Origin of the sequence: Streptomyces sp. NPDC096136 (assembly GCF_044763325.1) — a bacterium.
Taxonomy (GTDB): domain Bacteria; phylum Actinomycetota; class Actinomycetes; order Streptomycetales; family Streptomycetaceae; genus Streptomyces.
Map to the genome: position 1 here is coordinate 34,614 of NZ_JBIWFZ010000030.1, position 25,261 is coordinate 59,874.

The window sequence follows — 25,261 nt, forward strand, 5'->3', positions numbered from 1 at the left end:
AACTCGTCACATTCCTCGTCGTGGGGCGGCGGTGCCGTCTCCCAGGCCGGCGGCGACCTCCCGCAGGTACGGGTTGGTCGCGCGCTCGCGGCCGATGGTGGTCTGGGGACCGTGGCCGGACAGCACCACGGTCGAGTCCTCCAGCGGCAGGCACACGCGGGCCAGCGACTGGAGCATCTCGGCGTGGGAGCCGCCGGGCAGGTCGGTGCGTCCGATGGAGCCGGCGAAGAGCAGGTCGCCCGAGAAGAAGACCGGCGGTACGTCGGCCTGCTCGGGCATCCGGAAGGTCACCGACCCCTTGGTATGCCCGGGCGCGTGCGCCACCGAGAACTCCATCCCGGCCAGCTTCAGGGCGCTGCCGTCGGACAGCTCGCGGACGTCGTCCGGCTCGCCGACGGTCAGCTCTCCCATGAGCGGCATGCCGATGGAGCGGCCGAGGGCCTTCTCCGGGTCGCTCATCATGTAGCGGTCCTCGGGGTGGATCCAGGCGGGAACGTCGTGCGCTCCGCACACCGGGACCACGGAGGCCACATGATCGATGTGGCCGTGGGTCAGGACGACCGCGACGGGCTTGAGACGGTGCTTCCTCAGCGTCTCCTCGACTCCCTGGGCGGCCTGGTGGCCCGGGTCGATGATGACGCACTCCTCACCCGCGGCGGGGGCGACCAGGTAGCAGTTGGTCCCCCAGGCCCCGGCGGGGAACCCGGCAATCAGCACGTTCGTCCTCAATCGTCGTCCGGCGGGCGGCAGCAGTTCGGAATCTGCTGCTCAGAGCCTACCGGCGCCCCTCATTACACAGCGAACCCATATACGGTACGGCCTAACCGAGCCCGGACAGCGGTACCAGAGACGTACAAGGAGACGACCCGGTGGTCACGAGCGATCAGCGTCGGCGACAGCTCGCCAGGGAGAAGTACGAGCGCCAGCAGAAGCGCCGCGCGGAGGCCCGCCGCAAGTCGCGGCAGCGGCTGGCGATCATCGGCGCGGCCGCGGCCGCCGTGATCGTGGCCCTGATCGGCCTGATCGCGGGCGGTGTCTTCGACGGCAAGGACGAGAACGACGCGTCGGCCGAGCCCTCGGCCTCCCCGTCGCTGCCCGAGCCGAAGAAGTCGCCCTCCCCGGCGATGGCGATCGACGACAAGGCGAAGTACACCTTCGACCTGAAGACCAGCGCGGGCGACGTGAAGTTCGAGATGGACGCGTCGAAGACCCCCCAGACGGTCAACTCCTTCAAGTCGCTCGCCGACAAGGGCTTCTTCGACAAGACCAAGTGCCACCGCCTGGTGACCTCCGGGATCTACGTCCTCCAGTGCGGCGACCCCGAGGGCACCGGCCGGGGCGGCCCGGGCTACACCATCCCCGACGAGAACCTGGACTCCCTGGGCAAGCCGAACGAGCAGGGCCAGGTGGTCTACCCGGCCGGCACGGTGGCGATGGCCAACACGGGGCAGCCCGGCACCGGCGGCAGCCAGTTCTTCCTGGTCTACAAGGACAGCCCGCTCGCCCCCTCGTACACCCCGTTCGGCAAGATCGACGCGGCCGGGCTGAAGGTGCTGGAGGAGGTCGCCAAGGCCGGGACCGCCGACGGGGCCCAGGACGGCGCCCCGAAGACCCCCGTGACCATCGAGAAGGCCGCCGTCACCAAGAACTGACGGGGTCCGGCGGCCCCGGCCCGGCCGGCCCGCGGCCCCCGCGGCGATATTCCGTCGTGCGGGATGCGGACAGCCGGCCCGGCGGTCGCCTATGTTGGCGTTGTGCAGGGCGGGCGCTGCCCGCCCCAGGAAACTGTGGACGATGCCGGGGGGACACGACCCCGCGCGGCATCAGGTGGAGGAGGCGCTGTGAGCAGCGACCCGTGGGGCCGAGTCGACGAGACCGGCACCGTGTACGTGCGTACTTCCGAGGGCGAGCAGGTCGTCGGCTCGTGGCAGGCGGGCACCCCCGAGGAGGCCCTGGCCTACTTCGAGCGCAAGTACGAGGGCTTGGTGGTCGAGATCGGCCTCCTCGAACGGCGGGTGCGGACCACCGATCTGTCCGCCAAGGACGCCCAGACGGCCATCGACCACCTGCGGACCCAGGTGGAGGAGCACCACGCCGTCGGCGACCTCGACGCGCTGCGCGTCCGGCTCGACAAGCTGGTGGCGACGGTGGACTCGCGGCGCGAGGAGCGCAAGGTCCAGAAGGCCAAGCAGGCGGACGAGGCCCGTACGGCCAAGGACGCCCTGGTGACCGAGGCCGAGCAGCTGGCGCAGAGCGACCAGTGGCGCAGCGCCGGCGAGCGGCTGCGCGCGCTGGTCGACATCTGGAAGGGCCTTCCCCGGCTCGACCGCAAGTCGGACGACGAGCTGTGGCACCGCTTCTCGCACGCCCGGTCCGCCTTCTCCAAGCGCCGCAAGGCGCACTTCGCCGCGCTGGACGCCCAGCGCGAGGAGGCCCGCAAGGCCAAGGAGAAGCTGGTCGCCGAGGCCGAGTCGCTGTCGAAGTCGACCGACTGGGGTCCGACGGCGGCCCGCTACCGCGAGCTGATGGACAGCTGGAAGGCGGCGGGCCGGGCGCAGCGCGAGGCCGAGGACGACCTGTGGAACCGCTTCCGCGGTGCGCAGGACGTGTTCTTCGCGGCGCGCGGCGAGGTCTTCGCGGAGCGGGACGCCGAGCAGGTGGAGAACCTGAAGCTGAAGGAGGAGCTGGCCGTCGAGGCGGAGCAGCTCGTCCCGGTGACGGACCTGAAGGCGGCCCGGGCCGCGTTCCGCTCCGTCAACGAGCGCTGGGAGGCCATCGGCCACGTGCCGCGCGACGCCCGTCCCAAGGTCGAGGGCCGGATGCACGCCGTGGAGCGGGCCATCCAGGAGGCCGAGGAGGGCGAGTGGCGGCGTACCAACCCGGAGGCGCGGGCGCGTGCCGCCGGTCTGACGGGTCAGCTCCAGGCGGCCGTCGACAAGCTGCGCGGTGAGATCGACTCCGCGCGCGCGGCCGGCAACAACGCCAAGGCCGACAAGCTGTCCCGCGAGCTGGAGGGCCGCCAGGCCCTGCTGGACCAGGCGCTGAAGGGCCTGGAGGAGTTCGGCGGCTGACGCGGCCGCCGTCCTCGGACGTACACGACGGACGGGCACCACCGGTCACGGCCGGTGGTGCCCGTCCGTCGTGTACGGGGGTACGGGCCCGGTTGTGGGCGGGTATGTCTGCGTCCGATTCGTTACGCGGTTTCAACACAGGGTGCGCGCGGGTTGCACCCTCCACCTGTGTAACGTTGTACGGTGCCGCCTCGGCGGCCTTCTGCCGGGCGACGACCAGGATCGAATGTGACGCATACCCAGATACGCGCTGATGTCCCCGACTCACTTCTCGTCGCCGAACCGCTCACCGGCAAGAAGGACTCCGGACTCCGTGGTGTCGGACGGCGCGTACTCGCCAACCTGAAGCGTGCCCGCAAGGCCCTGCTGGTCCACCTCGCCCTGCGGGCGACCGGTCTCGCCGTCATGGCGATCTGGGCCGAGCGCAAGGACGTGCGTCCGCTGGAGATCCTGGGCGGGCGCTGGGACGCCGTCTACTACCTGCACATCGCCGAGAACGGTCTGACGACCCCGCTGGCGACGCCGTCGCCCTGTGCGTTCGCGGGGCCGAGCTGCCAGATGGCGTTCTTCCCCGTCTACCCGATGCTGGTGCGGTACACCTCGTACGTCACCCACCTGCCCATGAACTGGGTGGCGATGGGACTGGCGATGTTCGCGTCGGTCATCGCCGCGTGGGGCATCTTCGCCGTCACCGACAAGATCTACGGCCGCCGGGTCGCGCTCTTCACCTGCGCCCTGTTCGCGATCGTGCCGGCGGCGCTCGTCCAGTCGATGGCGTACACCGAGCCGCTGTTCCTCGCCCTGTCCGTCTGGGCGATGTACGCGGTGATGACGAAGTCCTGGGTGACGGCCGGTGTGCTGGCCTTCTTCGCCGGGGCCACCCGGCCCTCGGGTTCGGCGATCGTCGCGGCCGTGGTGCTGGCGGGGGTCTGGGAGTACGTGCAGTGGCTGCGCAAGCGCCGCTCGCAGCGGCCCCCGGTGGGCCGGATCGTCGCCGCCGCGCTGATCGCCCCGCTGGGCTGGTTCGGGTACGTGGGCTACGTCGGCTGGCACTTCGGGCGCTGGGACGGCTACTTCGAGCTCCAGCGCCGCTGGGGTTCGGTGTACGACGGCGGCTTCGACACCCTCAACGAGCTGAAGAAGACCTTCACCGAGGTGCACACCACCCTCAACCACGTGGTGGTCTCGCTGACGGTGGTCACCGCCGTGGTGCTGTTCGTGCTGATGACGCGCCGGCGCCGGCCCCCCATGGTGGTGTGGATCTTCGCGGCCATGATCATGCTGATGGCGCTGGGCGGGGCGGGCTTCTACTTCTCCAAGATGCGCTTCATCATGCCGGCGTTCCCGCTGCTCTTCCCCTTCGCGCTGGCCCTGGCCCGGGCCCGGCGGAGCACGGTGGTGTGGATCCTCGGGTCCGCCACGGCGGTGTCCGCGCTCTTCGGCGGCAACCTCAACTTCGTCTGGTGGGGCTGCCCCTGACCGGGCCGCCGCGCCGGACGTGACGGTGGGCGCCATCCCCTCGGGGGTGGCGCCCACCGTCATGTCTCCCGCCGACCGGCTACGGCCTGCGGGCCGAGGTCACGCGGTAGACGTCGTAGACGCCCTCGACGCTCCGTACGGCCTTCAGGACGTGCCCCAGGTGCTTCGGGTCGCCCATCTCGAAGGTGAACCGCGAGGTGGCCACCCGGTCGCGCGAGGTCTGCACGGCCGCGGAGAGGATGTTGACGTGCTGGTCCGACAGGACCCGTGTGACGTCCGACAGCAGCCGCGAGCGGTCCAGCGCCTCGACCTGGATGGCGACCAGGAAGACGGAGGACTGGGTCGGGGCCCACTCCACCTCCAGCATCCGCTCGGGCTGCTGGGAGAGGGAGTCGACGTTGACGCAGTCGGCGCGGTGAACCGATACTCCACTGCCGCGCGTGACGAAGCCGATGATCGGGTCGCCCGGCACCGGCGTGCAGCAGCGGGCCAGCTTCACCCACACGTCGTCGACGCCCTTGACGACCACGCCCGGGTCGGCGTTGCCGCGCCGCTTGGTGCGGGCGCGGGACGGCGGGACGCTCTCCTCGATGTCCTCGTTGGCCGCCTCCTCGCCGCCGAGGGCCTGCACCAGCTTCTGCACGACGCCCTGCGCGGCCACGTGGCCCTCGCCGATCGCCGCGTAGAGGGAGGAGATGTCGGGGTAGCGCATCTCGTGCGCGAGGGTGACGAGGGAGTCGCCGGTCAGGATCCGCTGGATCGGCAGGTTCTGCTTGCGCATGGCCCGCGCGATGGCGTCCTTGCCGTGCTCGATGGCCTCGTCGCGGCGCTCCTTGGAGAACCAGCCGCGGATCTTGTTGCGGGCCCGCGGGGACTTGACGAAGCCCAGCCAGTCGCGGGACGGGCCGGCCCCCTCGGCCTTGGAGGTGAAGACCTCGACCAGGTCGCCGTTGTCGAGGGTCGATTCGAGCGGGACGAGCCGCCCGTTGACCCGCGCCCCTATGGTGCGGTGGCCGACCTCGGTGTGGACCGCGTACGCGAAGTCCACGGAGGTCGCCCCGGCGGGCAGGGCGATGACGTCGCCCTTGGGGGTGAAGACGAAGACCTCGTTGCGCGAGAGGTCGAAGCGCAGCGAGTCGAGGAACTCGCCCGGGTCCTCCGTCTCCTTCTGCCAGTCGAGGAGCTGGCGCAGCCAGGCCATGTCGTTGACGGTGTCCTGGCCGGCGCTGCCCTTGGCGGCCTGCGGGACGTCGGTGCGGATCTTGGAGGCGCCGGCGACGGTCTGCTGCTTGTACTTCCAGTGCGCGGCGATGCCGTACTCGGCGCGGCGGTGCATGTCGAAGGTGCGGATCTGGAGTTCGACCGGCTTGCCGTTGGGTCCGATGACCGTCGTGTGGAGCGACTGGTACATGTTGAACTTGGGCATCGCGATGTAGTCCTTGAACCGGCCGGGGACCGGGTTCCAGCGCGCGTGCACGGTGCCGAGGGCCGCGTAGCAGTCGCGGACGGTGTCCACGAGGACGCGGATGCCCACCAGGTCGTAGATCTCCGCGAAGTCACGGCCGCGGACGATCATCTTCTGGTAGACGCTGTAGTAGTGCTTGGGGCGCCCGGTGACGGTGGCCTTGATCCGGGCGGCCCGGAGGTCGGTCTGCACCTCGTCGGTGACGATGGCCAGGTACTCGTCGCGCTTGGGGGCCCGTTCGGCGACCAGGCGCACGATCTCGTCGTACATCTTGGGGTAGAGGATCGCGAAGGACAGGTCCTCCAGCTCCCACTTGATCGTGTTCATGCCGAGGCGGTGGGCCAGCGGCGCGTAGATCTCGAGGGTCTCGCGGGCCTTCTTCTCCTGCTTCTCCCGCTTGAGGTAGCGCATGGTGCGCATGTTGTGCAGGCGGTCGGCGAGCTTGATGACCAGGACCCGGGGGTCCTTGGCCATGGCGACGACCATCTTGCGCACGGTCTCGGCCTGGGCCGCCTCGCCGAACTTGACCCGGTCGAGCTTGGTGACGCCGTCGACGAGGAGGGCCACGGCGTCGCCGAAGTCGCGGCGGAGCTGGTCGAGGCCGTACTCGGTGTCCTCGACGGTGTCGTGCAGCAGGCCCGCCATCAGGGTGGCGGGGTCCATCCCGAGTTCGGCGAGGATCGTGGTCACCGCGAGCGGATGAGTGATGTACGGGTCGCCGCTCTTGCGCTTCTGTCCGCGGTGCCAGCGCTCGGCGACCTGGTAGGCCTGCTCGATCTGGCGCAGCGTCGCCGTCTCGATCTTCGGGTCGTTGCTGCGGACTATACGGAGCAGGGGTTCCAGTACCGGGTTGTACGGGTTGGAACGCTGCACGCCGAGGCGGGCCAGGCGGGCGCGCACCCGGTTGGAGGAACCGGCCGGCTTGACCGGGAGCGGCTTGACCGGCGGGGCCGGCGGGGGCGTGGCTGCGGCCGCCGCGGCCGGATCGGCCTTGGGGTCGGGCTGCGCGGCGGAGAGTGGCTGGACCTCGTCTGGCAAGAGCGCTCCTCTGGGGGTCCCGCCGGAGGGAGTCCGGGGGAGGATCCGGGACCCCGGTCAGGTCCGGATAAACCATGGTAGCGAGGGTTCCGCCACGCCGTTCTCCCCGGCCGCCCGGCGGGACGGGACCCCAGCCCCGTTCCACCCCGGCTCAGCCCGTGCCCGGATACCGGCCCCGGCCGCGCGGATCCGGCCCCGCCGGCGCCATGATCCCGGCCCCGGCCCGCCCGGCCCTGATCCCGGCCGCGGCCCCGGCCCGCCCGGCCCTGATCCCGGCCGCGGCCCCGGAACGGCGAAACGGCGGGCCCCCGGGGTGTCCCGGGAGCCCGCCGCCGCGACAGGGAGGGGTCAGACCACGATCAGGGCGTCCAGCGGGGCCCCAGCGAGGGCCCCGACCAGCTTGGCCCGGCCCGGGAGGAACGACAGCTCCATCAGGACCGCCACGCCCGCGACCTCGGCCCCGGCCCGCCGGATCAGCTCCAGCGAGGCCTCGGCGGTGCCGCCGGTGGCCAGGACGTCGTCGATGACCATGACCCGGTCGCCCGTCGACAGGTCCTCGGCGTGGACCTCGATCTCCGCCGTCCCGTACTCCAGCTCGTAGGCCTGCGCGAGCGTGGCGCCCGGCAGCTTGCCGGCCTTGCGCACGGGGATGAAGCCGATGCCCGCCTTGACGGCGACCGGGGCGGCCAGGATGAACCCGCGCGCCTCCAGTCCGACGATCTTCGTCGCGCCGTAGCGGCCGGCCAGCTCGACCAGGGTGTCGGTCAGGGCGCTGAAGGCCGCCGGGTCGGCGAGCAGCGGGGTGATGTCCTTGAACACCACGCCCGGCTTCGGGTAGTCCGTGACGTCCGTGATCCGGCTGAGCAGCAGCTCGCGGACCTCGGGGGTGCAGGAGGCGGTGGTCACCGGCGCCGCCTCCCCTGGCCGCTCTGGGCCACGACCTGCGGGGTCTCGTCCGCGTCGGTGTCGGCGTCGATGTCCTCGCCCTTGGCGGCCGCGGCGGCCCGCTTGGCGAGCACGCGCTTCTTCAGCGCCTTCATCGCCGGCTCGCGCTCCTTCAGGTCCACGACCAGCGGGGTGGCGATGAAGATCGACGAGTACGCACCGGCCGCGAGGCCGACGAACAGCGACAGCGAGATGTCGTTGAGCATGCCCGCGCCGAGGAAGCCGCCGCCGATGAACAGCAGGGCCGCGACCGGCAGGAGCGCCACGACGGTGGTGTTGATCGAGCGGACCAGCGTGCCGTTGATGCTGCGGTTGGCGACGTCGCTGAAGGTGTAGCGGGTCTGCTTGGTGATGTCCTTCGCGCCCTCCTTGAGACCGTCGAAGACGACGACGGTGTCGTAGAGGGAGTAGCCGAGGATGGTCAGCAGACCGATCACGGTGCCCGGGGTGACCTCGAAGCCGACGAGCGCGTACACGCCGACGGTGATGGTGAGGTCGTGGACCAGCGCGATCAGGGCCGCGACGGCCATCCGCCACTCGAAGGCGATCGCGAGGTAGACCACCACGAGGACCATGAAGATCGCGAGACCGGTCCAGGCCTTGTTCGCGATCTGCTCGCCCCAGCTCGGGCCGACCAGGTCCGCGTTGATCTGGCCCGCGTCGACCTTGAGGTCGGCGGCGAGCGCCTTCTTCACGGAGGCGGCCGCGTTGGTGTCCAGACCGGAGATCTGGATGCGCAGGCCGCCGGTGCCCAGCTCCTGGACGATCGCGTGGTGCCCCGAGGCCTTGTCCGCGGCCTCGGTCGCCCGTGCGACGGACACGGTCGTCTTCGGGGTGGTGAAGACGGCGCCGCCCTTGAACTCGATGCCCATGTTGAGGCCCTGGACGGCCAGCGCCACGATCGCCGTGATGGTGATCAGGACGGAGACGCCGTACCAGAGAAAGCGCTTGCCGACGAAGTCGTAGCCGACCTCACCGCGGTACAGCTTGGCGCCGAGATCTCCCAGCTTCGACATCTCACGCCTCCTTTGCGTCGACGGGGGCGGGGACGGGGCCGGTACGGCGGGACCGGCGCAGCGGCGGCTTGGCGCCGAGCCGCTTCGGGTCCAGCCCGGACCACGGGTGGCCGCTGGAGAAGAACTTCGTCCGCGCCAGCAGGGTCATGACGGGCTTGGTGAAGAGGAACACCACGACCACGTCGAGCAGGGTGGTCAGACCCAGCGTGAAGGCGAAGCCCTGCACCTTGCCGACGGTGACGATGAAGAGCACCGCGGCGGCGAGGAAGGAGACGAAGTCGGAGACCAGGATCGTGCGCCGGGCGCGCGGCCAGGCCCGCTCGACGGCCGGACGCAGGGTGCGGCCCTCGCGGATCTCGTCGCGGATGCGCTCGAAGTACACGATGAACGAGTCCGCCGTGATGCCGATGGCGACGATCGCGCCGCAGACGGCGGGCAGGTTCAGGGCGAAGCCGATGCCCTTGCCCAGCAGCGCCATGATCGTGTACGTCAGGACCGCGGACACCATGAGGCTGACGATCGCGATGAAGGCCAGACCGCGGTAGTAGACCAGCAGGTAGATCACGACGAGGGCCAGGCCGATGGCGCCGGCGATCAGGCCGGCCTTCAGCTGCTCCCCGCCGAGCGCGGCGGTGACGGTGGTGACGCTGTCCTCCTGGAAGGACAGGGGCAGGGCGCCGTACGAGAGCATGTTGCCCAGGTCCTGCGCGGACTGCTGGGTGAAGCCGCCGGAGATCTCGGCGTTGCCGCCGGTGAGCGCCTGGCTGACGGACGGGTCGGAGATGACCTTGCCGTCGAGGACGATCGCGAACTGGTTCTGCGGGGGCGTCTTGGTGGCCAGCTCACCGGTGATCTTGGCGAACTTGTCGGCGCCCTTGTCGGTGAACTGCATCTGCACGATCCACTGACCGCGCTGCTGGTCGATGACGCCCTTGGCGTCCTTCACGTCCTGGCCGTTGACCTGGGCCGGACCGAGGATCCACTTGCCCCAGGTGGTGCCGCGCTGGCCGCAGGCGATCGTCGGCTCGTCGGGCTTGGCACCCTTGCCGGCGGCGGCGCGCTGGTCCTCCTTGGTGCAGTCCAGCGCGGCGAACTTCGCCTGCAGGTCCGCCACGGCGGGGTCCGCCGGCGGGGTCGGAGCGGGAGCCGGGGCCGAGGCGGAGGGCGCGGCCTTGTTGTCGTCTGCCTTCTTCGACTCGCTCGCCGAGGGCGAGGGAGTGGGGGTGCCCGGGGCCTTGAGGGCCTCGCTGAGCACACGGCCCTGGGAAGTGGCGCTGGACGACGGGGTGGCCGGCGCGGACGGCTTGGTGCTGCCCTCGGCCTTCGGGGCGCCGGAACCGCTCGCGGAGGGGCTCGGGGAGCCGCTCGGCTTGGTCTCGGGGGCGGCGGGGGCGCCGTCCGCGAAGGCGAGCACGGGGCGGAAGTACAGCTGGGCGGTGGTGCCGACCTGCTCGCGCGCCTGCTGCTCGTTCACGCCCTTGGGGATGTTCACGATGATGTGGTCGCGGCCCTGGGTCTGGACCTCGGCCTCCGAGACGCCGAGACCGTTGACGCGGCGGTCGATGATCCCGACGGCCGTGTTCATGTTGGTCTCGTTGACGGCGTCCGGCTTGCCGGGCTCGCTCTTGGCCTTGAGCGTGATGCTCGTACCGCCGGCGAGGTCGATGCCCAGGCGGGGCGTCGTCTGCTTCGTGAGGAACATCCCCGCGGTGAGCGCCACCATCGCGATCAGGATGAAGGCCAGGGCGCGCCCCGGCCTCCCCTGAGCCCCCGTGGGCCGCCGGCCCTTCTTCGGTGCTGCCACCTTGTCGTTTCTCCCTGTCCAACCGCCCCGCGCCGGGTCAGCGCGCGGACGGCCACGAAATGTGTGGTGGGGACCCCTGCCCCCCGCAGAAGTTCACTGCGGGAACCGCGGCGGATGCCGGTCGGACACCGCCGCGGTCCCTGCCCGGCGCTACTTGGCGCCGGACTCGCCGTCGGCCTTGCCGTCCTTCGGCTCGTCGTCCTTGTTCAGGTCGAGCTTGGGGGCGTCCTCCGGGGCGGAGTCCTTCGACAGGTCCGTCTTCGGGGACTCGGAGTCCGTCAGCGAAGAGGCGTCGTCGGGGACGGTCAGGCCGTCCGTGGCGGTGCCGTGGACGATGCGGTTGTACTCCTCGTCCTCCAGCACGGCGCCGATGGCGTTCTTCGCGTAGATCGCGTGGACGCCGGGGGCCACCTCGAGGGTGACCGTGTCGTCACCGATCTCCTTGACCGTGGCGTACATGCCGCCGATGGTGCGGACGCCGGTGCCGGGCGTCATGTGGTCGCGCATCTGCGCGGCCTGCTGCTGCTTCTTCTTGGCGGAGCGGGTCATCAGGAACATCGCCCCGATGAGCACGATGAACGGGAGGAGTGTCACGAGATTCACGGGACGGAGATCCTATCCACGACCGCGCGGGAGACGGCCTTTTTCTACGGGGGTGGGCACACCGACCCGAAGGGTCGGCATCGGCGGAGTCTAGGCGAGTCCGCACCGATGGAACAACGCCCAGCATGGCACCGCAGTTCCTGACCGGTCGAACCTCCGCGCCGTCAGGCCCCGAACAGGCCCTGTTGTCCGCTTGATCCGCCGGCCGCGTGCTGCGGGGGGACAAGCCCCAGGTGAGCCCATGCGGCGGGGGTCGCGACCCGCCCCCGCGGGGTGCGCGCCAGCAGCCCCTCCCGGACCAGGAACGGCTCGGCGACCTCCTCGACGGTCTCGCGCTCCTCCCCCACGGCGACCGCGAGGGTGGACAGCCCGACGGGACCGCCGCCGAACAGCTTCAGGAGGGCCTCCAGCACGGACCGGTCCAGCCGGTCGAGCCCGCGCGCGTCCACCTCGTACACCTGGAGGGCGGTCGCGGCCACCTCACGGGTGATCGCCCCGTCGGCCTTGACCTGGGCGTAGTCGCGGACGCGGCGCAGCAGGCGGTTGGCGATGCGCGGGGTGCCGCGGGAGCGGCCGGCGATCTCGGCGGCTCCGGCGGTGTCGATCTCCACGTCGAGGAGGCGGGCGGAGCGGTGGACCACGCGCTGGAGCTCCTCGGGCGCGTAGAACTCCATGTGGCCGGTGAACCCGAAGCGGTCGCGCAGCGGCGGTGGCAGCAGGCCGGCCCGGGTCGTGGCGCCGACGAGGGTGAACGGCGGCAGCTCCAGGGGGATGGCGGTGGCGCCGGGCCCCTTGCCGACGATCACGTCGACGCGGAAGTCCTCCATGGCCATGTACAGCATCTCCTCGGCGGGCCGGGACATGCGGTGGATCTCGTCGAGGAAGAGGACCTCGCCCTCCTGGAGGGAGGAGAGGATGGCGGCGAGGTCGCCGGCGTGCTGGATCGCGGGGCCGGAGGTGATCCGGATGGGCGCGCCCATCTCCGCGGCGATGATCATGGAGAGGGTGGTCTTGCCGAGGCCGGGCGCGCCGGAGAGCAGGACGTGGTCGGCGGTGGCGCCGCGCTGGCGGGCCGCCTTCAGGACGAGGTCCAGCTGCTGGCGGACCTTCTCCTGGCCGACGAACTCGCCGAGGTCCTTGGGGCGCAGGGCCGCCTCGACGGCGGTGTCCTCGCCGTCGGCCGCGGCGGCGACCAGCCGGTCGGGCTCGGTGGTGTCGGTCTCGTCGTCCCAGGTCACGGTGTTCGGTCTGCCTTCTCGTTCGTACCGGGTGCGGTGGCTGCGGTGGACCGGGGGCGGTCAGCGGGTGCGGTTCAGGGTCTGGAGGGCCGCCCGCAGGAGCTGGGGGACGGGCGCGGCGCCGCCGGCGGCGATGGCCGCCTCCGCCTGCGGGGTGACCGCGTCGACGGCGTCCTCCGCCTCGCGGGAGGCGTAGCCGAGGCCGATGAGGGCCGCGGTGAGCTGCTCGGTCCAGGGGGCGGGCCCGGAGGCGGCGGGGGCCCGCTGCGCGCCGACCACGGGGGCGGCCCCCAGCTTGCCCTTCAGCTCCAGCAGCAGCTTCTGCGCGCCCTTCTTCCCGATCCCGGGCACCGCCGTCAGCGCCTTCTCGTCGCCCGACTCGACGGCCAGCCGCAGCGCGTCCGGCCTGTGCACGCCGAGCATGGCCTGGGCCAGCCTGGGCCCCACGCCGCTGGCGGTCTGGAGCAGCTCGAAGACCTGGCGCTCGTCGTCGTCCGCGAAGCCGTACAGGGTCAGGGAGTCCTCCCGGACCACCAGGGAGGTGGCCAGCCGGGCCGACTCGCCGGTGCGCAGGCCCGCGATGGTGTTCGGGGTGCACTGCACGGCCATCCCCACACCGCCGACCTCGATCACGGCCAGGGTGGGGGTGAGCGCGGCGACCGGGCCGCTGACGAAGGCGATCATCTCGTACGGCCTTTCAAGGCGGAGGCGTGCTGGGCTGCCGCCTGCTGGAGGCGGTTCTGGGCGGGGGCCCGCCAGATGTGGCAGATGGCGAGGGCCAGCGCGTCGGCGGCGTCGGCCGGCTTGGGCGGTTCGGCGAGCCGCAGCAGCCGGGTCACCATGGCTCCGACCTGCGCCTTGTCGGCGCGGCCGCTGCCGGTGACGGCGGCCTTGACCTCGCTGGGGGTGTGCAGGGCGACGGGTATCCCGCGGCGCGCCGCGCACAGCATGGCGACGGCGCTGGCCTGGGCGGTGCCCATGACCGTGCGGACGTTGTGCTGGCTGAAGACCCGCTCCACGGCGACGCATTCCGGCCGGTGCGCGTCGAGCCACTCCTCGATGCCGCGCTCGATGGCGACGAGCCGGTGCCCCAGCTCGGCGTCGGCGGGCGTGCGCACGACCCCGACGCCGATCATGGTCAGGGGCCGTCCCGCGACCCCTTCGACCACGCCGACACCGCACCGCGTCAGCCCCGGGTCCACGCCCAGTACGCGCACCGCGCCCCTCCCTCTTCGCTCGCCAGTGCGTGCAGGCTATCCCGCACCACTGACAACGCCGACGGGCCGACAGGGTGTGTCCTGTCGGCCCGTCGCAGCGGCAACCGTCGATCGAGCCACCCCGGAGGGGGACTAGGCGTCGACCTTCTCCATGACCTCGTCCGAGACGTCGAAGTTGGCGAAGACGTTCTGGACGTCGTCGCTGTCCTCGAGCGCGTCGATCAGCTTGAAGATCTTGCGCGCGCCCTCTTCGTCGAGCTCGACCTGCATGGTCGGGACGAAGCTGGAGTCGGCGGAGTCGTAGTCGATGCCGGCCTCCTGGAGCGCGGTGCGGACCGCGACCAGGTCGGTGGCCTCGCTGATGATCTCCCAGGTGTCGCCGTTGTCGTTGACCTCTTCGGCACCGGCGTCCAGGACCGCGCCGAGGACGTCGTCCTCGCTGAGCTCGGCCTTGGGCAGCAGGATGACGCCCTTGCGGTTGAACAGGTACGAGACCGAGCCCGGGTCGGCCATCGAGCCGCCGTTGCGGGTCATGGCGACGCGGACGTCGGAGGCGGCGCGGTTGCGGTTGTCGGTGAGGCACTCGATGAGCACCGCGACACCGTTCGGACCGTAGCCCTCGTACATGATCGTCTCGTAGTCGGCGCCGCCGGCCTCCAGGCCGCCGCCGCGCTTGACCGCGGAGTCGATGTTCTTGTTCGGGACCGACTGCTTCTTGGCCTTCTGGACGGCGTCGAAGAGCGTCGGGTTGCCCTCGATGTCGGCGCCGCCCATACGCGCCGCGACCTCGATGTTCTTGATCAGCTTCGCGAAGAGCTTGCCGCGCTTGGCATCGATCACGGCCTTCTTGTGCTTCGTCGTAGCCCATTTAGAGTGGCCGGACATCCGCCTGTCTCCTTCGCGTAACCAACAGTGTTCACCTCAGATCCTACCGGGACCTGATTACAGCACCGCGCGCACCATGTCGACGAAGTACGCGTGGACGCGGTCGTCGCCGGTCAGCTCCGGGTGGAACGAGGTCGCGAGGACGTTGCCCTGCCGCACGGCGACCGTGTGGCCGTCGTACGTGGCGAGCACCTCGGCGGAGGCGCCGACCGACTCGACCCAGGGGGCGCGGATGAAGACGCCCTCGACGGGGCCGCCCGCTATGCCCGCGAAGTCGATCTTCGCCTCGAAGGACTCGTTCTGGCGGCCGAAGGCGTTGCGGCGGACGATCATGTCGATGCCGCCGAGCGTCTCCTGGTCGTCACGGCCGTCGAGCAGCTTGTCGGCCAGCATGATCATGCCGGCGCAGGTGCCGTAGACGGGCATGCCGGCGCGCACGCGCTCGCGCAGCGGCTCCAGCATGCCGAACAGGACGGCGAGCTTCGACATGGTCGTGGACTCGCCGCCGGGGATCACCAGGGCGTCGACCTCGGCGAGCTCCTCGGGACGCCGGACCGGCCTGGCCACGGCGTCCGCCGCGGCCAGGGCGATCAGGTGCTCCCGCACGTCGCCCTGGAGGGCCAGGACACCGATCACGGGGGGGTTGTTCATCGTGGGGTGCCTTACCAGCCGCGGTTGGCGTAGCGCTCGGTCTCGGGGAGGGTGTCGCAGTTGATGCCGACCATGGCCTCGCCCAGGTTGCGGGACGCGTCCGCGATGACCTTCGGGTCGTCGAAGAAGGTGGTGGCCTTCACGATGGCGGCGGCGCGCTTGGCCGGGTCGCCGGACTTGAAGATGCCGGAGCCGACGAAGACGCCCTCGGCGCCGAGCTGGCGCATCAGCGCGGCGTCGGCCGGGGTGGCGACGCCACCGGCGGAGAACAGGACCACGGGGAGCTTGCCGAGCTCGGCGACCTCCTTGACGAGCTCGTACGGGGCGCGCAGCTCCTTGGCGGCGGCGTACAGCTCGTTGTTGTCGTAGCCGCGCAGCTGGGCGATCTCGTTCTTGATCTGGCGCAGGTGGCGGACGGCCTCGACGACGTTGCCCGTGCCGGCCTCGCCCTTCGAGCGGATCATGGCCGCGCCCTCGGCGATGCGGCGCAGGGCCTCGCCCAGGTTGGTGGCGCCACAGACGAAGGGGGTGGTGAAGGCCCACTTGTCGGAGTGGTTGATCTCGTCGGCCGGGGTGAGGACCTCGGACTCGTCGATGTAGTCGACACCGAGGGACTGGAGCACCTGGGCCTCGACGAAGTGGCCGATGCGGGACTTGGCCATGACCGGGATGGAGACGGCCTCGATGATCTCCTCGATCATGTTCGGGTCCGACATCCGGGCCACGCCGCCGTCCTTGCGGATGTCGGCCGGAACCCGCTCCAGGGCCATGACGGCCACGGCGCCGGCGTCCTCGGCGATCTTCGCCTGCTCGGCGTTGACCACGTCCATGATCACGCCGCCCTTGAGCTGCTCGGCCATGCCGCGCTTGACGCGGGACGTGCCGATGGCCGACTCAGCGGACTGGGGGGAGGTGGGAAGCGTGCTCACGGGGTGACCTCACTCGAAGGGAACTCGAAAAGGGAGACGGGTACTACTCGGCAGAGAAAACCCCACCGACCAGTCCACTACAAGGGCCAATATGGAGCCGGTGGCCCTTTCATTTGTCCCCGGCGGCCCTGGTGGACCCGTTCGGCCCAGTGCCGCACCCCTCCGCCGCGGCTACGCGGGGCGGTCCGCGAGATCGGCCGGGGGCTCGTCGTCCATCTCGAAGGCCAGCGGGAACGGGGCGTGCCCGGCCAGCCGGAACCAGCGCACCTTGCGGTGGGTGCGCAGCGCCCGGGCGGCCCGTACGGCGTCGTTGAGGAAGCGCCGGGCCATCGGCACCCGGCGCACCGCCGCGGCCAGCTCCTCGGCGGCGGCCTCGCCGCCGGGGGCGGCCTTGAGCACCTCCACCTGGTCGGCGTCGGCGAACACCGCGCGCAGGGCCTGGCTGAGCTCGCTCTCGGCGACCTCCCGGTTCTCCTCCTCGGCCTGCCGGGCGGCGTGCGCGGCCTCGTACAGGACGAGCGAGGAGGCGGGGTCGAGCGCCCCGGAGGTGGCCACCTCCGCGACGACGGAGGCGCGCCGCACGAGCTGCGCGTCCAGGGCGGCCCGGGCGGCGTCCATCCGGGTGTGCAGCCGGTCCAGCCGCCCGGCGGTCCAGCTGAGGTAGACCCCGACGGCGCCGAGCGCCACCGCGATCCAGACAAGGTTTTCGATCACGGGCGGCGACACTACCCGCTACGGGCCGCCGCCCGCCCGCCCCGAGGGGCGGAACGGGCCGCCCGGAGCGCTACCCCTCCCGCGAGAAGCCGAGGCGGGTGCGGAGCGGGACGCGTTCGTCGGCGGCCACCGCGGCCGCGCCGTCGGTCACCGTCTCGTAGACGGCCAGGATGTCCGCGCCGACCGTCGACCAGTCGAAGCGGCGCACGTGCGCCGAGCCGCGGGCGCTCAGTTCCGCGCGCCGCTCGGGGTCGCGCAGCAGGGCGACCGCCGCGGCCGCCAGGGAGTCGGCGTCCTCGTTGGCGAACAGCTCCCCCGCCGCGCCCTGGTCCAGCACCTGGGCGAAGGCGTCGAGGTCGGAGGCGAGGACGGCCGCCCCGGCGGAGAGGGCCTCGACCAGGATGATCCCGAAGCTCTCGCCGCCGGTGTTGGGGGCGACGTAGACGTCGACGCTGCGCAGCAGGCGGGCCTTGTCCTCGTCGGAGACCATGCCGAGGAACTCCACGCGGGAGCGCAGCTCGGCCGGCAGCGAGGCCACGGCCTCCTCCTCGTCGCCGCGGCCCGCCACCAGCAGCCGTACGTCCGGGCACTCGCGGACGATGCGCGGGAAGGCGGCCATGAGCACCGGCAGCCCCTTGCGGGGCTCGTCGATGCGGCCGATGAAGCCCAGGGTCGTACCGCCCCACTCGGGCTTCGGGTCGGCCTTGGCGAAGAAGTCGACGTCGACGCCGTTGGGGATGACCACGGCGTCCCCGCCGAGGTGCTCGACCAGGGTGCGCCGGGCGTACTCGCTGACCGCGATCCGGGCGCTGATCTTCTCCAGCGCGGGCTGGAGGATCGGGTACGCCGCGATCATCGCCCGGGAGCGGGGGTTGGAGGTGTGGAACGTGGCCACGATCGGCCCCTGCGCCGCCCAGCAGGACAGCAGCCCGAGGGAGGGGGAGGCCGGCTCGTGGATGTGGATGACGTCGAAGACGCCCTCGTGCAGCCAGCGCCGTACGCGGGCGGCCGACAGGAACCCGAAGTTCAGCCGGGCGACGGACCCGTTGTAGGGCACCGGCACGGCGCGCCCCGCCGAGACCACGTAGGGGGGCAGCGGGGTCTCGTCGTCCGCGGGGGCCAGCACCGACACCTGGTGGCCCAGCCGGATCAGGTGTTCCGCCAGGTCGCGGATGTGGAACTGGACGCCGCCCGGAACGTCCCAGGAGTACGGGCAGACGATGCCGATCTTCACTACGGGCGCTCCTCCAGGTCGTCGAGCCACAGGCGCTGGAGCATGTGCCAGTCCTCCGGGTGCTCGGCGATCCCCGACGCGAAGGCGTCGGCCAGCGCCTGGGTCATCGCGGCGGTCTTCTCGGTCCGCGTCCCGGTCCCGGGCACCTCCACCTCGGGGTGGATCCGGCCGTACATCTTCGGGGAGTCCCCGTAGTACAGGGTGGCCGGCAGCAGGACCGCTCCGGTCTGCTGCGCCAGCAGCGCGGGCCCGGCGGGCATCCGGGCGGTGGCGCCGAAGAAGTCCACCTCGACCCCGGAGGCCGAGAGGTCCCGGTCGGCGACCAGGCAGATCATCCCGCCGGCGCGCAGCCGGCGCGCGAGGGTGCCGAAGGCGGCCCCGCCGCTGTGCGGCAGGACCTCCATGCCCAGGCTCTGCCGGTAGGCGACGAAGCGGTCGTAGAGGGACTCGGGCTTGAGCCGCTCGGCGACGGTGGTGAAGGGGACGCCGACGTGGCCGGTGACCCAGGCTCCGGCCAGGTCCCAGTTGGCCAGGTGCGGCAGGGCCACGATCACCCCGCGGCCGGAGGCGATCGCCTCGCGCAGGACGTGCTCGTCCTTCATGGTGACGTCCGTGCCGAAGCGCCGCGGGTCCATGGCGGGCAGCCGGAAGGACTCCATCCAGTAGCGCATGTACGAGCGCATGCCCGCCTGCGAGAGCGCGCGCAGCCGCTCGGGGCCGGCGTCGGGCACCACCCGGGCCAGGTTGGACTCCAGGCGCAGCACGCTCTTGCCGCGCCGCTTCCAGACCGTGTCGGCGATCCTGCGTCCGAGGGCCGCGGCCGCCGGCTCGGGAAGCTTCTTGACACCCGCCCAGCCGAGCCCGTAGAGCCCGTCGACCAGTCGGTCCCTGCCGTTGCCCATGCCCATCAGAGCGCGCCGCCCTCGGCGGGGGCCGCCGCGTCGGCCTCGGCGGCCTCGCGGCGCACCGTGACCACCCGCTGGACCAGCGTGACGAGCGAGCCGGCCGCGACCACCCACAGGGCGACGGGCAGCAGCACGCCGATCCAGGAGGGCACCCCGAAGGTCTGGAGCCCGGACAGGCCCGCCGCGACGAGGGTGATCACCAGGCGCTCGGCGCGCTCGACCAGGCCGTTGACGGCGACCGGCAGCCCGATCGCCTCGCCGCGGGCCTTGGTGTACGAGACCACCTGGCCGCTGGCCAGGCAGAAGATCGCCACCGCGCACAGCGCGTTGTCGTTCCCGGAGCCCGCGTACCAGAGCGCCAGGCCGCCGAAGATCGCCGCGTCGGCCACCCGGTCGAGGGTGGAGTCGAGGAACGCGCCCCAGCGGCTGGAGACCCCGGCCTGGCGGGCCATGTTCCCGTCCACCAGGTCGGAGAAGACGAACAGGGTGATGGTGATCGTGCCCCAGAAGAACTCGCCCCGGGGGAAGAAGACCAGCGCCCCGGCCACCACGCCGGCGGTGCCGATCAGCGTGACCGCGTCGGGGCTCACCCCCCTGCGGAGGAGAAATGCGGCGAACGGCGTGAGAACACGCGTGAAGAACGCACGCGCGTACTTGTTCAGCATGGCCTTCCCAGAGGGTCGCTGGGCCGCGCGGCCACCACGGCCACCGGCTGGCCCATCGTAGCCAGCACCCCGGGTGCCGGGCGCCCCGCACCCTCCGGTTCGCCCTGCGCAATCCTTCGGCCATCCCCTCCCCGGGCCCCCTTCACACCGCCGTCCGTGACCGGTACGACGTATGGACGCAGTGTGACGCCGGTGCAAAGCTCGAAGAACCCCGATCACCCTCCTTCACCGCGACACCGGGAGGCACGAGCATCATGGGACCCACATCACACCAAGCCGGGGCCGCCGGCAGGGCACTGACGGCCGACCGCCCCGACGCCCTGCGCAACGTCGTGCTGGTCGGCCACAGCGGCGCCGGCAAGACCACCCTGGTCGAGGCCCTGGCCCTGACCGCGGGGGCCGTGAACCGCGCCGGACGGGTCGAGGACGGGGCCACGGTCTCGGACTACGACGAGATCGAGCAGCGCCGCCGGCGCTCCGTCCAGCTCTCCCTGGTCCCCGTCGAATGGGCCGGAATCAAAATCAACGTCCTGGACACCCCCGGATACGCCGACTTCGTCGGGGAGCTGCGGGCCGGCCTGCGCGCCGCGGACGCGGCCCTCTTCGTCGTCTCGGCCGCCGACGGGATCGACGGGGCGACGCGGATGGTCTGGGACGAATGCGAGGCCGTCGGCATGCCGCGGGCCATCGTCGTCACCCATTTGGAGGCAGCCCGCTCCGATTACTCGCAGACGGCCTCCGTATGCGGAGAGATCTTCGGCGCCGACGACCCCGACGCCGTCATCCCCCTCTACCTCCCCCTGCTCGGGACCCCCGGACCCGACGGCCACTCCCCCGTCACCGGCCTGCTCGGCCTGCTCTCCCGGCGCGTCCACGACTACACCTCCGGCGAACGCGCCGAACGCGACCCGGACCCCGACGAGCTCGCCCTCATCGACGGCGCCCGCTCCCGCCTCATCGAGGGGATCATCGCCGAGAGCGAGGACGAGACCCTCATGGACCGCTACCTCGGCGGCGAGGACATCGACGTCAAGACCCTCGTCGAGGACCTGGAGCGGGCCGTCGCACGCGGCACCTTCCACCCCGTCCTGATGGCCGCCCCCGCCGCCGACGGCGCCCGCCAGGGCCTGGGCACGGTGGAACTCCTCGAACTGATCACCGGCGGCTTCCCCACCCCGGCCGAACGCCCGCCCCTCGCGGTCACCGCCCCCGACGGCAGCCCGCGCCCGGACGTCACCTGCGACCCCTCCGGCCCGCTCCTCGCCGAGGTCGTCAAGACCTCCTCCGACCCCTACGTCGGCCGCGTCTCCCTCGTCCGCGTCTTCTCCGGCACCCTGCGCCCCGAGGAGACCGTCCACGTCTCCGGGCACGGCCTGGAGGACCGCGGGCACGAGGACCACGACGTCGACGAGCGGATCGGCACCCTCACCTCCCCCTTCGGCAAACAGCAGCGCACCCTCGGCACCTGCATCGCCGGCGACCTCGCCTGCGTGGCCAAGCTCACCCGCGCCGAGACCGGCGACACCCTCTCGGCCAAGGACTCCCCCCTCCTGCTGGAGCCCTGGGCGATGCCCGAGCCGCTGCTCCCCCTCGCCATCGAGGCCCACAGCAAGGCCGACGAGGACAAGCTCTCCCAGGGCCTGGCCCGGCTGGTCGCCGAGGACCCCACCATGCGCCTGGAGCAGAACCCGCACACCCACCAGCTCGTCCTGTGGTGCCTCGGCGAGGCCCACCAGGACCTCGCCCTGGAACGGCTGCGCACCCGCTTCGGGGTCCAGGTCGACCCGGTCCCCCACAAGGTCAGCCTGCGCGAGACCTTCGGCGCCAGGGCCGCCGGCCGGGGCCGGCACGTCAAGCAGTCCGGCGGGCACGGCCAGTACGCCATCTGCGAGATCGAGGTGGAACCGCTCCCGCCCGGCAGCGGCATCGAGTTCGTCGACAAGGTGGTCGGCGGCGCGGTGCCCCGCCAGTTCATCCCGTCGGTGGAGAAGGGCGTACGGGCCCAGGCCGCCCGCGGTGTCGCGGCCGGCTACCCGCTGGTCGACGTACGGATCACCCTGCGCGACGGCAAGGCCCACTCGGTGGACTCCTCCGACGCCGCCTTCCAGACGGCGGGCGCCCTCGCCCTGCGCGAGGCCGCCGCGGAGAGCCCGATCCACCTGCTGGAGCCCGTCGCCGAACTCGACGTCGTCGTCCCCGACGAGTACGTCGGCCCGGTCATGAGCGACCTGGCCGGCCGCCGCGGCCGCGTCGTGGGCACCGAACAGGCCGAACCGGGCCGGACCCGGGTGCGCGCCGAGGTCCCCGAGATCGAAATCGGCCGCTACGCCGTGGACCTGCGCTCCGTGTCCCACGGCACGGGCCGGTTCGCCCGCGCCTACGCCCGGCACGAGCCGATGCCCCCGCACCTTGCGGACAAGGTTCGCGAACAGGCAGAAAAGGGAAGTCCGTTGACATAGCGCTCACCCGGCGCTCCGGCCACCGCCCACCCAACCTGCTTGCGGTGGGCGGTATTTCCCTGTCCCATGACCATGGGGCGGAACACCCCGTTAGGCTCTTCGGGCGCGACGCAGAGCACAACGGTCCACGACGGAGCGCAACGGGCACGACGGGCACGACACGGCGCGACGGGCACGACCGGCAAAGAGCACAGTGGCACGGCGATGGGGGCAGCGGTGGCGGACGACGGTTTCGACTTCAGGCCCGGGGCACAGATTCCTCTGCAGGGGGGCGGCGGCCAGACCGCGGCGACCAACGCGCTCGCGTCCGCCGCGTACCGCGACGGCGGCGGGGACACCAAGCTGAAGGACATACTCGGGGCCAACAGCGAGAACCACCCGGCTTCGGTCAAGGCCCCGAAGATCTCCCTCTTCGAACCCAACCTCGGCGAGGCCTTCTGCCGCGCCGTCGAGGCACGCACCCTCGGCGCGGGCCGCAAGCCCCTCATCCAGTCCTTCGGCGCCGACCCGCAGACCGTCGTCGAGCACTGCCTGGCGGCCTCCCGCATCCGCAAGGAGCGCGACCGCCGGCTGCGCCTGATCATGCTGGTCTGCGGGGTGGTCTTCCTGCCCGGCCTGCTGATGTGGCTGGGCCTCTTCCAGCTGCGCAAGACCCTGGCCAAGGGCGAGGGCAAGAAGAACAGCTGGGTCGGCACCGCGCTGCTGGTCGGCGTCGCCCTCGTGGCCGCCGTCCTGCTCTACCGCGTGGTCTACCGCCAGCCGGGCAGCGGCCTGCTGGAGCTGTACCTGCTCGGCGCCATCGTCGCCCCCGTCCTCGGCTGGTACGCGGCCCGCCGGATCTGCGAGAGGACCGCCGCCGACCTGCGCTCCCGCTGGGACGGCCTGCTCGGCGGCGGGGGCGTGGTCACCGCCAAGATCCCGGAGGCGGTCCCCGGCAACCCCGACGAGAAGGCCCGCGAGGACCTGCGCCACCAGCTGGCCAAGCTCACCGCCGAGGACCGCAGCAACTCCGTCTTCTACGCCGGCCCCAAGGGCATCCTCGGCATGGGCACCCGCTGGGGCAGCTGGCAGATGGCCGAGGAGCTCACCCCGAAGACCGAGGGCCACGAGATCCACCCGTTCCGCAGCTGGGACGTCATACGCGCGATCGACACCCAGCTGCGCAAGCTGGAGCGCGGCCCCCTGCACACCGGCGGATTCCCGCCCGCCTCGATCCAGCACTGGATCGTCACCCCCGTCGGAGAGGGCGCCGCCGAGGTGGCGCGGCCCGGCGGCGAGGACGTGGACACCTTCCTGGTCAAGCCGCACGAGATCACCCGGATCTGCAACGAGCAGCAGTTCAGCGCCGGCAACCGGCACTACCTGGGCGTCCAGTGGCCCCTGTGGGACGGCCAGCTCGTCATCACGATGCTGGTCACCGTCACCGTGCTCTACAAGACCCTGCGCGTGGACGTCACCGCGCACGCCCTCGGCCCCGTGCACGGCCTGTTCACCACCAAGTCCAAGCCGCCGGTGGTCGAGGTCCCCAAGTCCATCAAGTTCTGGGAGACGGTCGAGCGCCCGCTGCCGCTGGTGGACGCGAGCGAGGTGGTCCGGCTGGCCGTACGGGCCCCCCTCACCTGGTACCCGCCGCTGCTGGAGTACTTCGGCGGCAAGCTCGTCCTGCCCGAGCCCTTCGGCCTGCGGCACGTCTGGGCGGGCTCCATGTGGCGCCACCGCTTCATGGCGGACGACGCCCTGCGCACGGTGGCCCCGGTGCTGCGCGCGGTGCACGCGGCGGCCTTCAAGGTGCTGGACGAGAACGGCGTGGACACCTCGGCCTTCACCAACCGCTCCTCGATCATGAACGGCCTGATCCAGGAGCCGGCCCCGCGCAAGGCGGACGTCTACGACGCGTAGGGGACGGCCTGGGTAGGCTGGAGGGGTCCGATCCGCCCCCGGGGAGGTGCAGCCGTGACCGAGCGCAAGCCGCCCGGCGTCAGCTTCGAGTCCTTCGTGGACCGGCAGATCAGGGAGGCCGCCGACCGGGGCGACTTCGCCCGGCTGCCGGGCCTCGGCAAGCCGCTGGCCTCCCTGGACGCCCCGTACGACGAGCTGTGGTGGGTCAAGGGGAAACTGCACCGCGAGGGCTTCTCCCCGCTGCCGCCCGCGCTGGCGCTGCGCAAGGAGGCCGAGGACGCCCACGGGGCCGCCCTGGCGGCCCCGACCGAGCAGCGGGCCCGGACGGTCCTGGCCGAGGTCAACGAGAAGATCCGCACGGCCCTGCGCCGCCCCCCGCCGGGGCCGCCGCTGGGCCTCGCCGAGTTCGACGTGGAGGCGGTCCTGGCGGAGCGGCGTTCCGCTCGCCGCGCCGGCTAGTCGTTGGGCCAGGCGTCGGCGAGCATCTGGCGGGTGTCCGCGAGGAGCTGCGGCAGCACCTTGGTGTGCCCGACGACGGGCATGAAGTTCGTGTCCCCGCCCCAGCGGGGCACGATGTGCTGGTGCAGGTGCGCGGCGATGCCGGCGCCGGCGGCGGCGCCCTGGTTCATGCCGATGTTGAAGCCGTGCGCCCCGGACGCCTTGCGCAGCGCGACCATGGCCCGCTTGGTCAGGTCGGCCAGCTCCGCCGTCTCGGGGCCGTCGAGCTCCGTGTAGTCGGCGACGTGGCGGTACGGGACGACCATCAGGTGGCCGCCGTTGTACGGGTACAGGTTGAGCACGGCGTAGACGTGCTTGCCCCGCGCCACGACCAGGCCGTCCTGGTCGGACATCTCCGGAATCCCGCAGAAGGGACAGCCGTCCCCGGCCTCCGGGCCGGTCGGCTTGTTCTCGCCCTGGATGTAGGCCATCCGGTGGGGCGTCCACAGACGCTGGAACGCGTCCTGCGTACCCACACCGATCTGCTGCTCCGGCTCAATCGTCATAGGACGCAGCATATGACCTTGCCCGGACCGACGAGGAAGG

The 25,261-nt window shown here is 71.8% G+C and carries 23 protein-coding genes; 6 read left to right on the plus strand and 17 right to left on the minus strand.

All coding sequences use genetic code 11. The features are described from left to right. Window positions 1-6: 6 nt before the first annotated feature. The gene (locus tag ACIRBY_RS35950) at window positions 7-717 is read right to left on the minus strand and encodes an MBL fold metallo-hydrolase (protein WP_351885511.1); all 711 of its coding nucleotides are present in this window, start codon (window positions 715-717) and stop codon (window positions 7-9) included. A 152-nt stretch (window positions 718-869) separates the two neighbouring features. Here ACIRBY_RS35950 and ACIRBY_RS35955 point away from each other — a divergent pair, with 152 nt between their 5' ends. The 3 genes from ACIRBY_RS35955 to ACIRBY_RS35965 all read left to right on the plus strand — a co-directional run bounded on the left by ACIRBY_RS35955 (window position 870) and on the right by ACIRBY_RS35965 (window position 4,550). Further along, window positions 870-1,652, plus strand: a complete 783-nt coding sequence (locus tag ACIRBY_RS35955) for a peptidylprolyl isomerase (protein ID WP_403908743.1) — start codon at window positions 870-872, stop codon at window positions 1,650-1,652. A gap of 189 nt (window positions 1,653-1,841) precedes the next feature. Beyond that, on the plus strand, window positions 1,842-3,071 hold the full coding sequence (locus tag ACIRBY_RS35960; protein ID WP_403908746.1) for a DUF349 domain-containing protein: 1,230 nt from the start codon (window positions 1,842-1,844) through the stop codon (window positions 3,069-3,071). A gap of 228 nt (window positions 3,072-3,299) precedes the next feature. Beyond that, the gene (locus ACIRBY_RS35965) at window positions 3,300-4,550 is read left to right on the plus strand and encodes a hypothetical protein (RefSeq protein WP_403908749.1); all 1,251 of its coding nucleotides are present in this window, start codon (window positions 3,300-3,302) and stop codon (window positions 4,548-4,550) included. A gap of 79 nt (window positions 4,551-4,629) precedes the next feature. Here the strand turns inward: ACIRBY_RS35965 and ACIRBY_RS35970 are convergent, their stop codons facing one another. The 15 genes from ACIRBY_RS35970 to pgsA form a co-directional block, all read right to left on the minus strand. Beyond that, a complete protein-coding gene (locus tag ACIRBY_RS35970; protein ID WP_403908752.1) occupies window positions 4,630-7,053 on the minus strand; it encodes a RelA/SpoT family protein in 2,424 nt (807 codons plus the stop codon). A gap of 348 nt (window positions 7,054-7,401) precedes the next feature. Further along, window positions 7,402-7,959: an adenine phosphoribosyltransferase gene (locus ACIRBY_RS35975; RefSeq protein ID WP_403908754.1), complete on the minus strand. Its 558-nt coding sequence runs from the start codon at window positions 7,957-7,959 to the stop codon at window positions 7,402-7,404. Next, the gene (gene secF, locus ACIRBY_RS35980; RefSeq protein WP_403908757.1) at window positions 7,956-9,014 is read right to left on the minus strand and encodes a protein translocase subunit SecF; all 1,059 of its coding nucleotides are present in this window, start codon (window positions 9,012-9,014) and stop codon (window positions 7,956-7,958) included. The genes ACIRBY_RS35975 and secF overlap by 4 nt, the downstream gene beginning before the upstream one ends. 1 nt (window position 9,015) lies before the next feature. Next, a complete protein-coding gene (secD, locus tag ACIRBY_RS35985; RefSeq protein ID WP_403908760.1) occupies window positions 9,016-10,818 on the minus strand; it encodes a protein translocase subunit SecD in 1,803 nt (600 codons plus the stop codon). A gap of 150 nt (window positions 10,819-10,968) precedes the next feature. Beyond that, entirely contained in the window at window positions 10,969-11,421 is a 453-nt protein-coding gene (gene yajC, locus ACIRBY_RS35990) for a preprotein translocase subunit YajC (RefSeq protein ID WP_403908763.1), read from the minus strand. 164 nt (window positions 11,422-11,585) lie between these two features. After that, window positions 11,586-12,659 (minus strand): Holliday junction branch migration DNA helicase RuvB, encoded by a 1,074-nt coding sequence (ruvB, locus tag ACIRBY_RS35995; RefSeq protein ID WP_403908766.1) that lies wholly within the window; start codon window positions 12,657-12,659, stop codon window positions 11,586-11,588. A 60-nt stretch (window positions 12,660-12,719) separates the two neighbouring features. Next, the gene (gene ruvA / locus ACIRBY_RS36000; RefSeq protein ID WP_403908769.1) at window positions 12,720-13,343 is read right to left on the minus strand and encodes a Holliday junction branch migration protein RuvA; all 624 of its coding nucleotides are present in this window, start codon (window positions 13,341-13,343) and stop codon (window positions 12,720-12,722) included. Continuing rightward, window positions 13,340-13,876 carry a crossover junction endodeoxyribonuclease RuvC gene (gene ruvC, locus ACIRBY_RS36005; RefSeq protein WP_366453634.1) on the minus strand — a complete coding sequence of 179 codons (537 nt, stop codon included), beginning with the start codon at window positions 13,874-13,876 and terminating at the stop codon, window positions 13,340-13,342. Before ruvC ends, ruvA begins: the two co-directional genes overlap by 4 nt. A gap of 132 nt (window positions 13,877-14,008) precedes the next feature. Continuing rightward, on the minus strand, window positions 14,009-14,761 hold the full coding sequence (locus tag ACIRBY_RS36010) for a YebC/PmpR family DNA-binding transcriptional regulator (RefSeq protein WP_389614386.1): 753 nt from the start codon (window positions 14,759-14,761) through the stop codon (window positions 14,009-14,011). Between the two features lie 57 nt (window positions 14,762-14,818). Then, on the minus strand, window positions 14,819-15,412 hold the full coding sequence (gene pdxT / locus ACIRBY_RS36015; RefSeq protein WP_403908773.1) for a pyridoxal 5'-phosphate synthase glutaminase subunit PdxT: 594 nt from the start codon (window positions 15,410-15,412) through the stop codon (window positions 14,819-14,821). A gap of 11 nt (window positions 15,413-15,423) precedes the next feature. Continuing rightward, window positions 15,424-16,341 carry a pyridoxal 5'-phosphate synthase lyase subunit PdxS gene (gene pdxS / locus ACIRBY_RS36020; protein ID WP_042812448.1) on the minus strand — a complete coding sequence of 306 codons (918 nt, stop codon included), beginning with the start codon at window positions 16,339-16,341 and terminating at the stop codon, window positions 15,424-15,426. A gap of 171 nt (window positions 16,342-16,512) precedes the next feature. Next, window positions 16,513-17,055 carry a hypothetical protein gene (locus ACIRBY_RS36025; RefSeq protein WP_366453637.1) on the minus strand — a complete coding sequence of 181 codons (543 nt, stop codon included), beginning with the start codon at window positions 17,053-17,055 and terminating at the stop codon, window positions 16,513-16,515. 70 nt (window positions 17,056-17,125) lie between these two features. Beyond that, the gene (locus ACIRBY_RS36030; RefSeq protein WP_403908778.1) at window positions 17,126-18,289 is read right to left on the minus strand and encodes a glycosyltransferase family 4 protein; all 1,164 of its coding nucleotides are present in this window, start codon (window positions 18,287-18,289) and stop codon (window positions 17,126-17,128) included. After that, on the minus strand, window positions 18,289-19,191 hold the full coding sequence (locus ACIRBY_RS36035) for a phosphatidylinositol mannoside acyltransferase (RefSeq protein WP_403908781.1): 903 nt from the start codon (window positions 19,189-19,191) through the stop codon (window positions 18,289-18,291). The genes ACIRBY_RS36030 and ACIRBY_RS36035 overlap by 1 nt, the downstream gene beginning before the upstream one ends. Before the next feature lie 5 nt (window positions 19,192-19,196). After that, window positions 19,197-19,859, minus strand: coding sequence for a phosphatidylinositol phosphate synthase (gene pgsA / locus ACIRBY_RS36040; RefSeq protein ID WP_403908784.1), 663 nt, complete (start codon window positions 19,857-19,859; stop codon window positions 19,197-19,199). 254 nt (window positions 19,860-20,113) lie between these two features. Between pgsA and ACIRBY_RS36045 the strand changes: the two genes are divergently transcribed. The 3 genes from ACIRBY_RS36045 to ACIRBY_RS36055 all read left to right on the plus strand — a co-directional run bounded on the left by ACIRBY_RS36045 (window position 20,114) and on the right by ACIRBY_RS36055 (window position 24,676). Continuing rightward, window positions 20,114-22,318: an elongation factor G-like protein EF-G2 gene (locus ACIRBY_RS36045; protein WP_403908787.1), complete on the plus strand. Its 2,205-nt coding sequence runs from the start codon at window positions 20,114-20,116 to the stop codon at window positions 22,316-22,318. A gap of 216 nt (window positions 22,319-22,534) precedes the next feature. After that, window positions 22,535-24,217, plus strand: coding sequence for a hypothetical protein (locus ACIRBY_RS36050; RefSeq protein WP_403908790.1), 1,683 nt, complete (start codon window positions 22,535-22,537; stop codon window positions 24,215-24,217). A gap of 54 nt (window positions 24,218-24,271) precedes the next feature. Continuing rightward, on the plus strand, window positions 24,272-24,676 hold the full coding sequence (locus ACIRBY_RS36055) for a DUF1992 domain-containing protein (protein ID WP_403908793.1): 405 nt from the start codon (window positions 24,272-24,274) through the stop codon (window positions 24,674-24,676). Here the strand turns inward: ACIRBY_RS36055 and ACIRBY_RS36060 are convergent. Continuing rightward, window positions 24,673-25,233 carry an HIT domain-containing protein gene (locus ACIRBY_RS36060; protein WP_042819748.1) on the minus strand — a complete coding sequence of 187 codons (561 nt, stop codon included), beginning with the start codon at window positions 25,231-25,233 and terminating at the stop codon, window positions 24,673-24,675. The genes ACIRBY_RS36055 and ACIRBY_RS36060 overlap by 4 nt on opposite strands. Between the last annotated feature and the right edge of the window lie 28 nt (window positions 25,234-25,261).

Coding starts and splice junctions, on each gene's coding strand:
- ACIRBY_RS36060 (WP_042819748.1), bottom strand. CDS start 25,233: ATGCTGCGTCCTATGACGATTGAGCCGGAGCAGCAGATCGGTGTGGGT.
- ruvA (WP_403908769.1), bottom strand. CDS start 13,343: ATGATCGCCTTCGTCAGCGGCCCGGTCGCCGCGCTCACCCCCACCCTG.
- pgsA (WP_403908784.1), bottom strand. CDS start 19,859: ATGCTGAACAAGTACGCGCGTGCGTTCTTCACGCGTGTTCTCACGCCG.
- ACIRBY_RS36045 (WP_403908787.1), top strand. CDS start 20,114: ATGGGACCCACATCACACCAAGCCGGGGCCGCCGGCAGGGCACTGACG.
- pdxT (WP_403908773.1), bottom strand. CDS start 15,412: ATGAACAACCCCCCCGTGATCGGTGTCCTGGCCCTCCAGGGCGACGTG.
- secF (WP_403908757.1), bottom strand. CDS start 9,014: ATGTCGAAGCTGGGAGATCTCGGCGCCAAGCTGTACCGCGGTGAGGTC.
- ACIRBY_RS36010 (WP_389614386.1), bottom strand. CDS start 14,761: ATGTCCGGCCACTCTAAATGGGCTACGACGAAGCACAAGAAGGCCGTG.
- ACIRBY_RS36035 (WP_403908781.1), bottom strand. CDS start 19,191: ATGGGCAACGGCAGGGACCGACTGGTCGACGGGCTCTACGGGCTCGGC.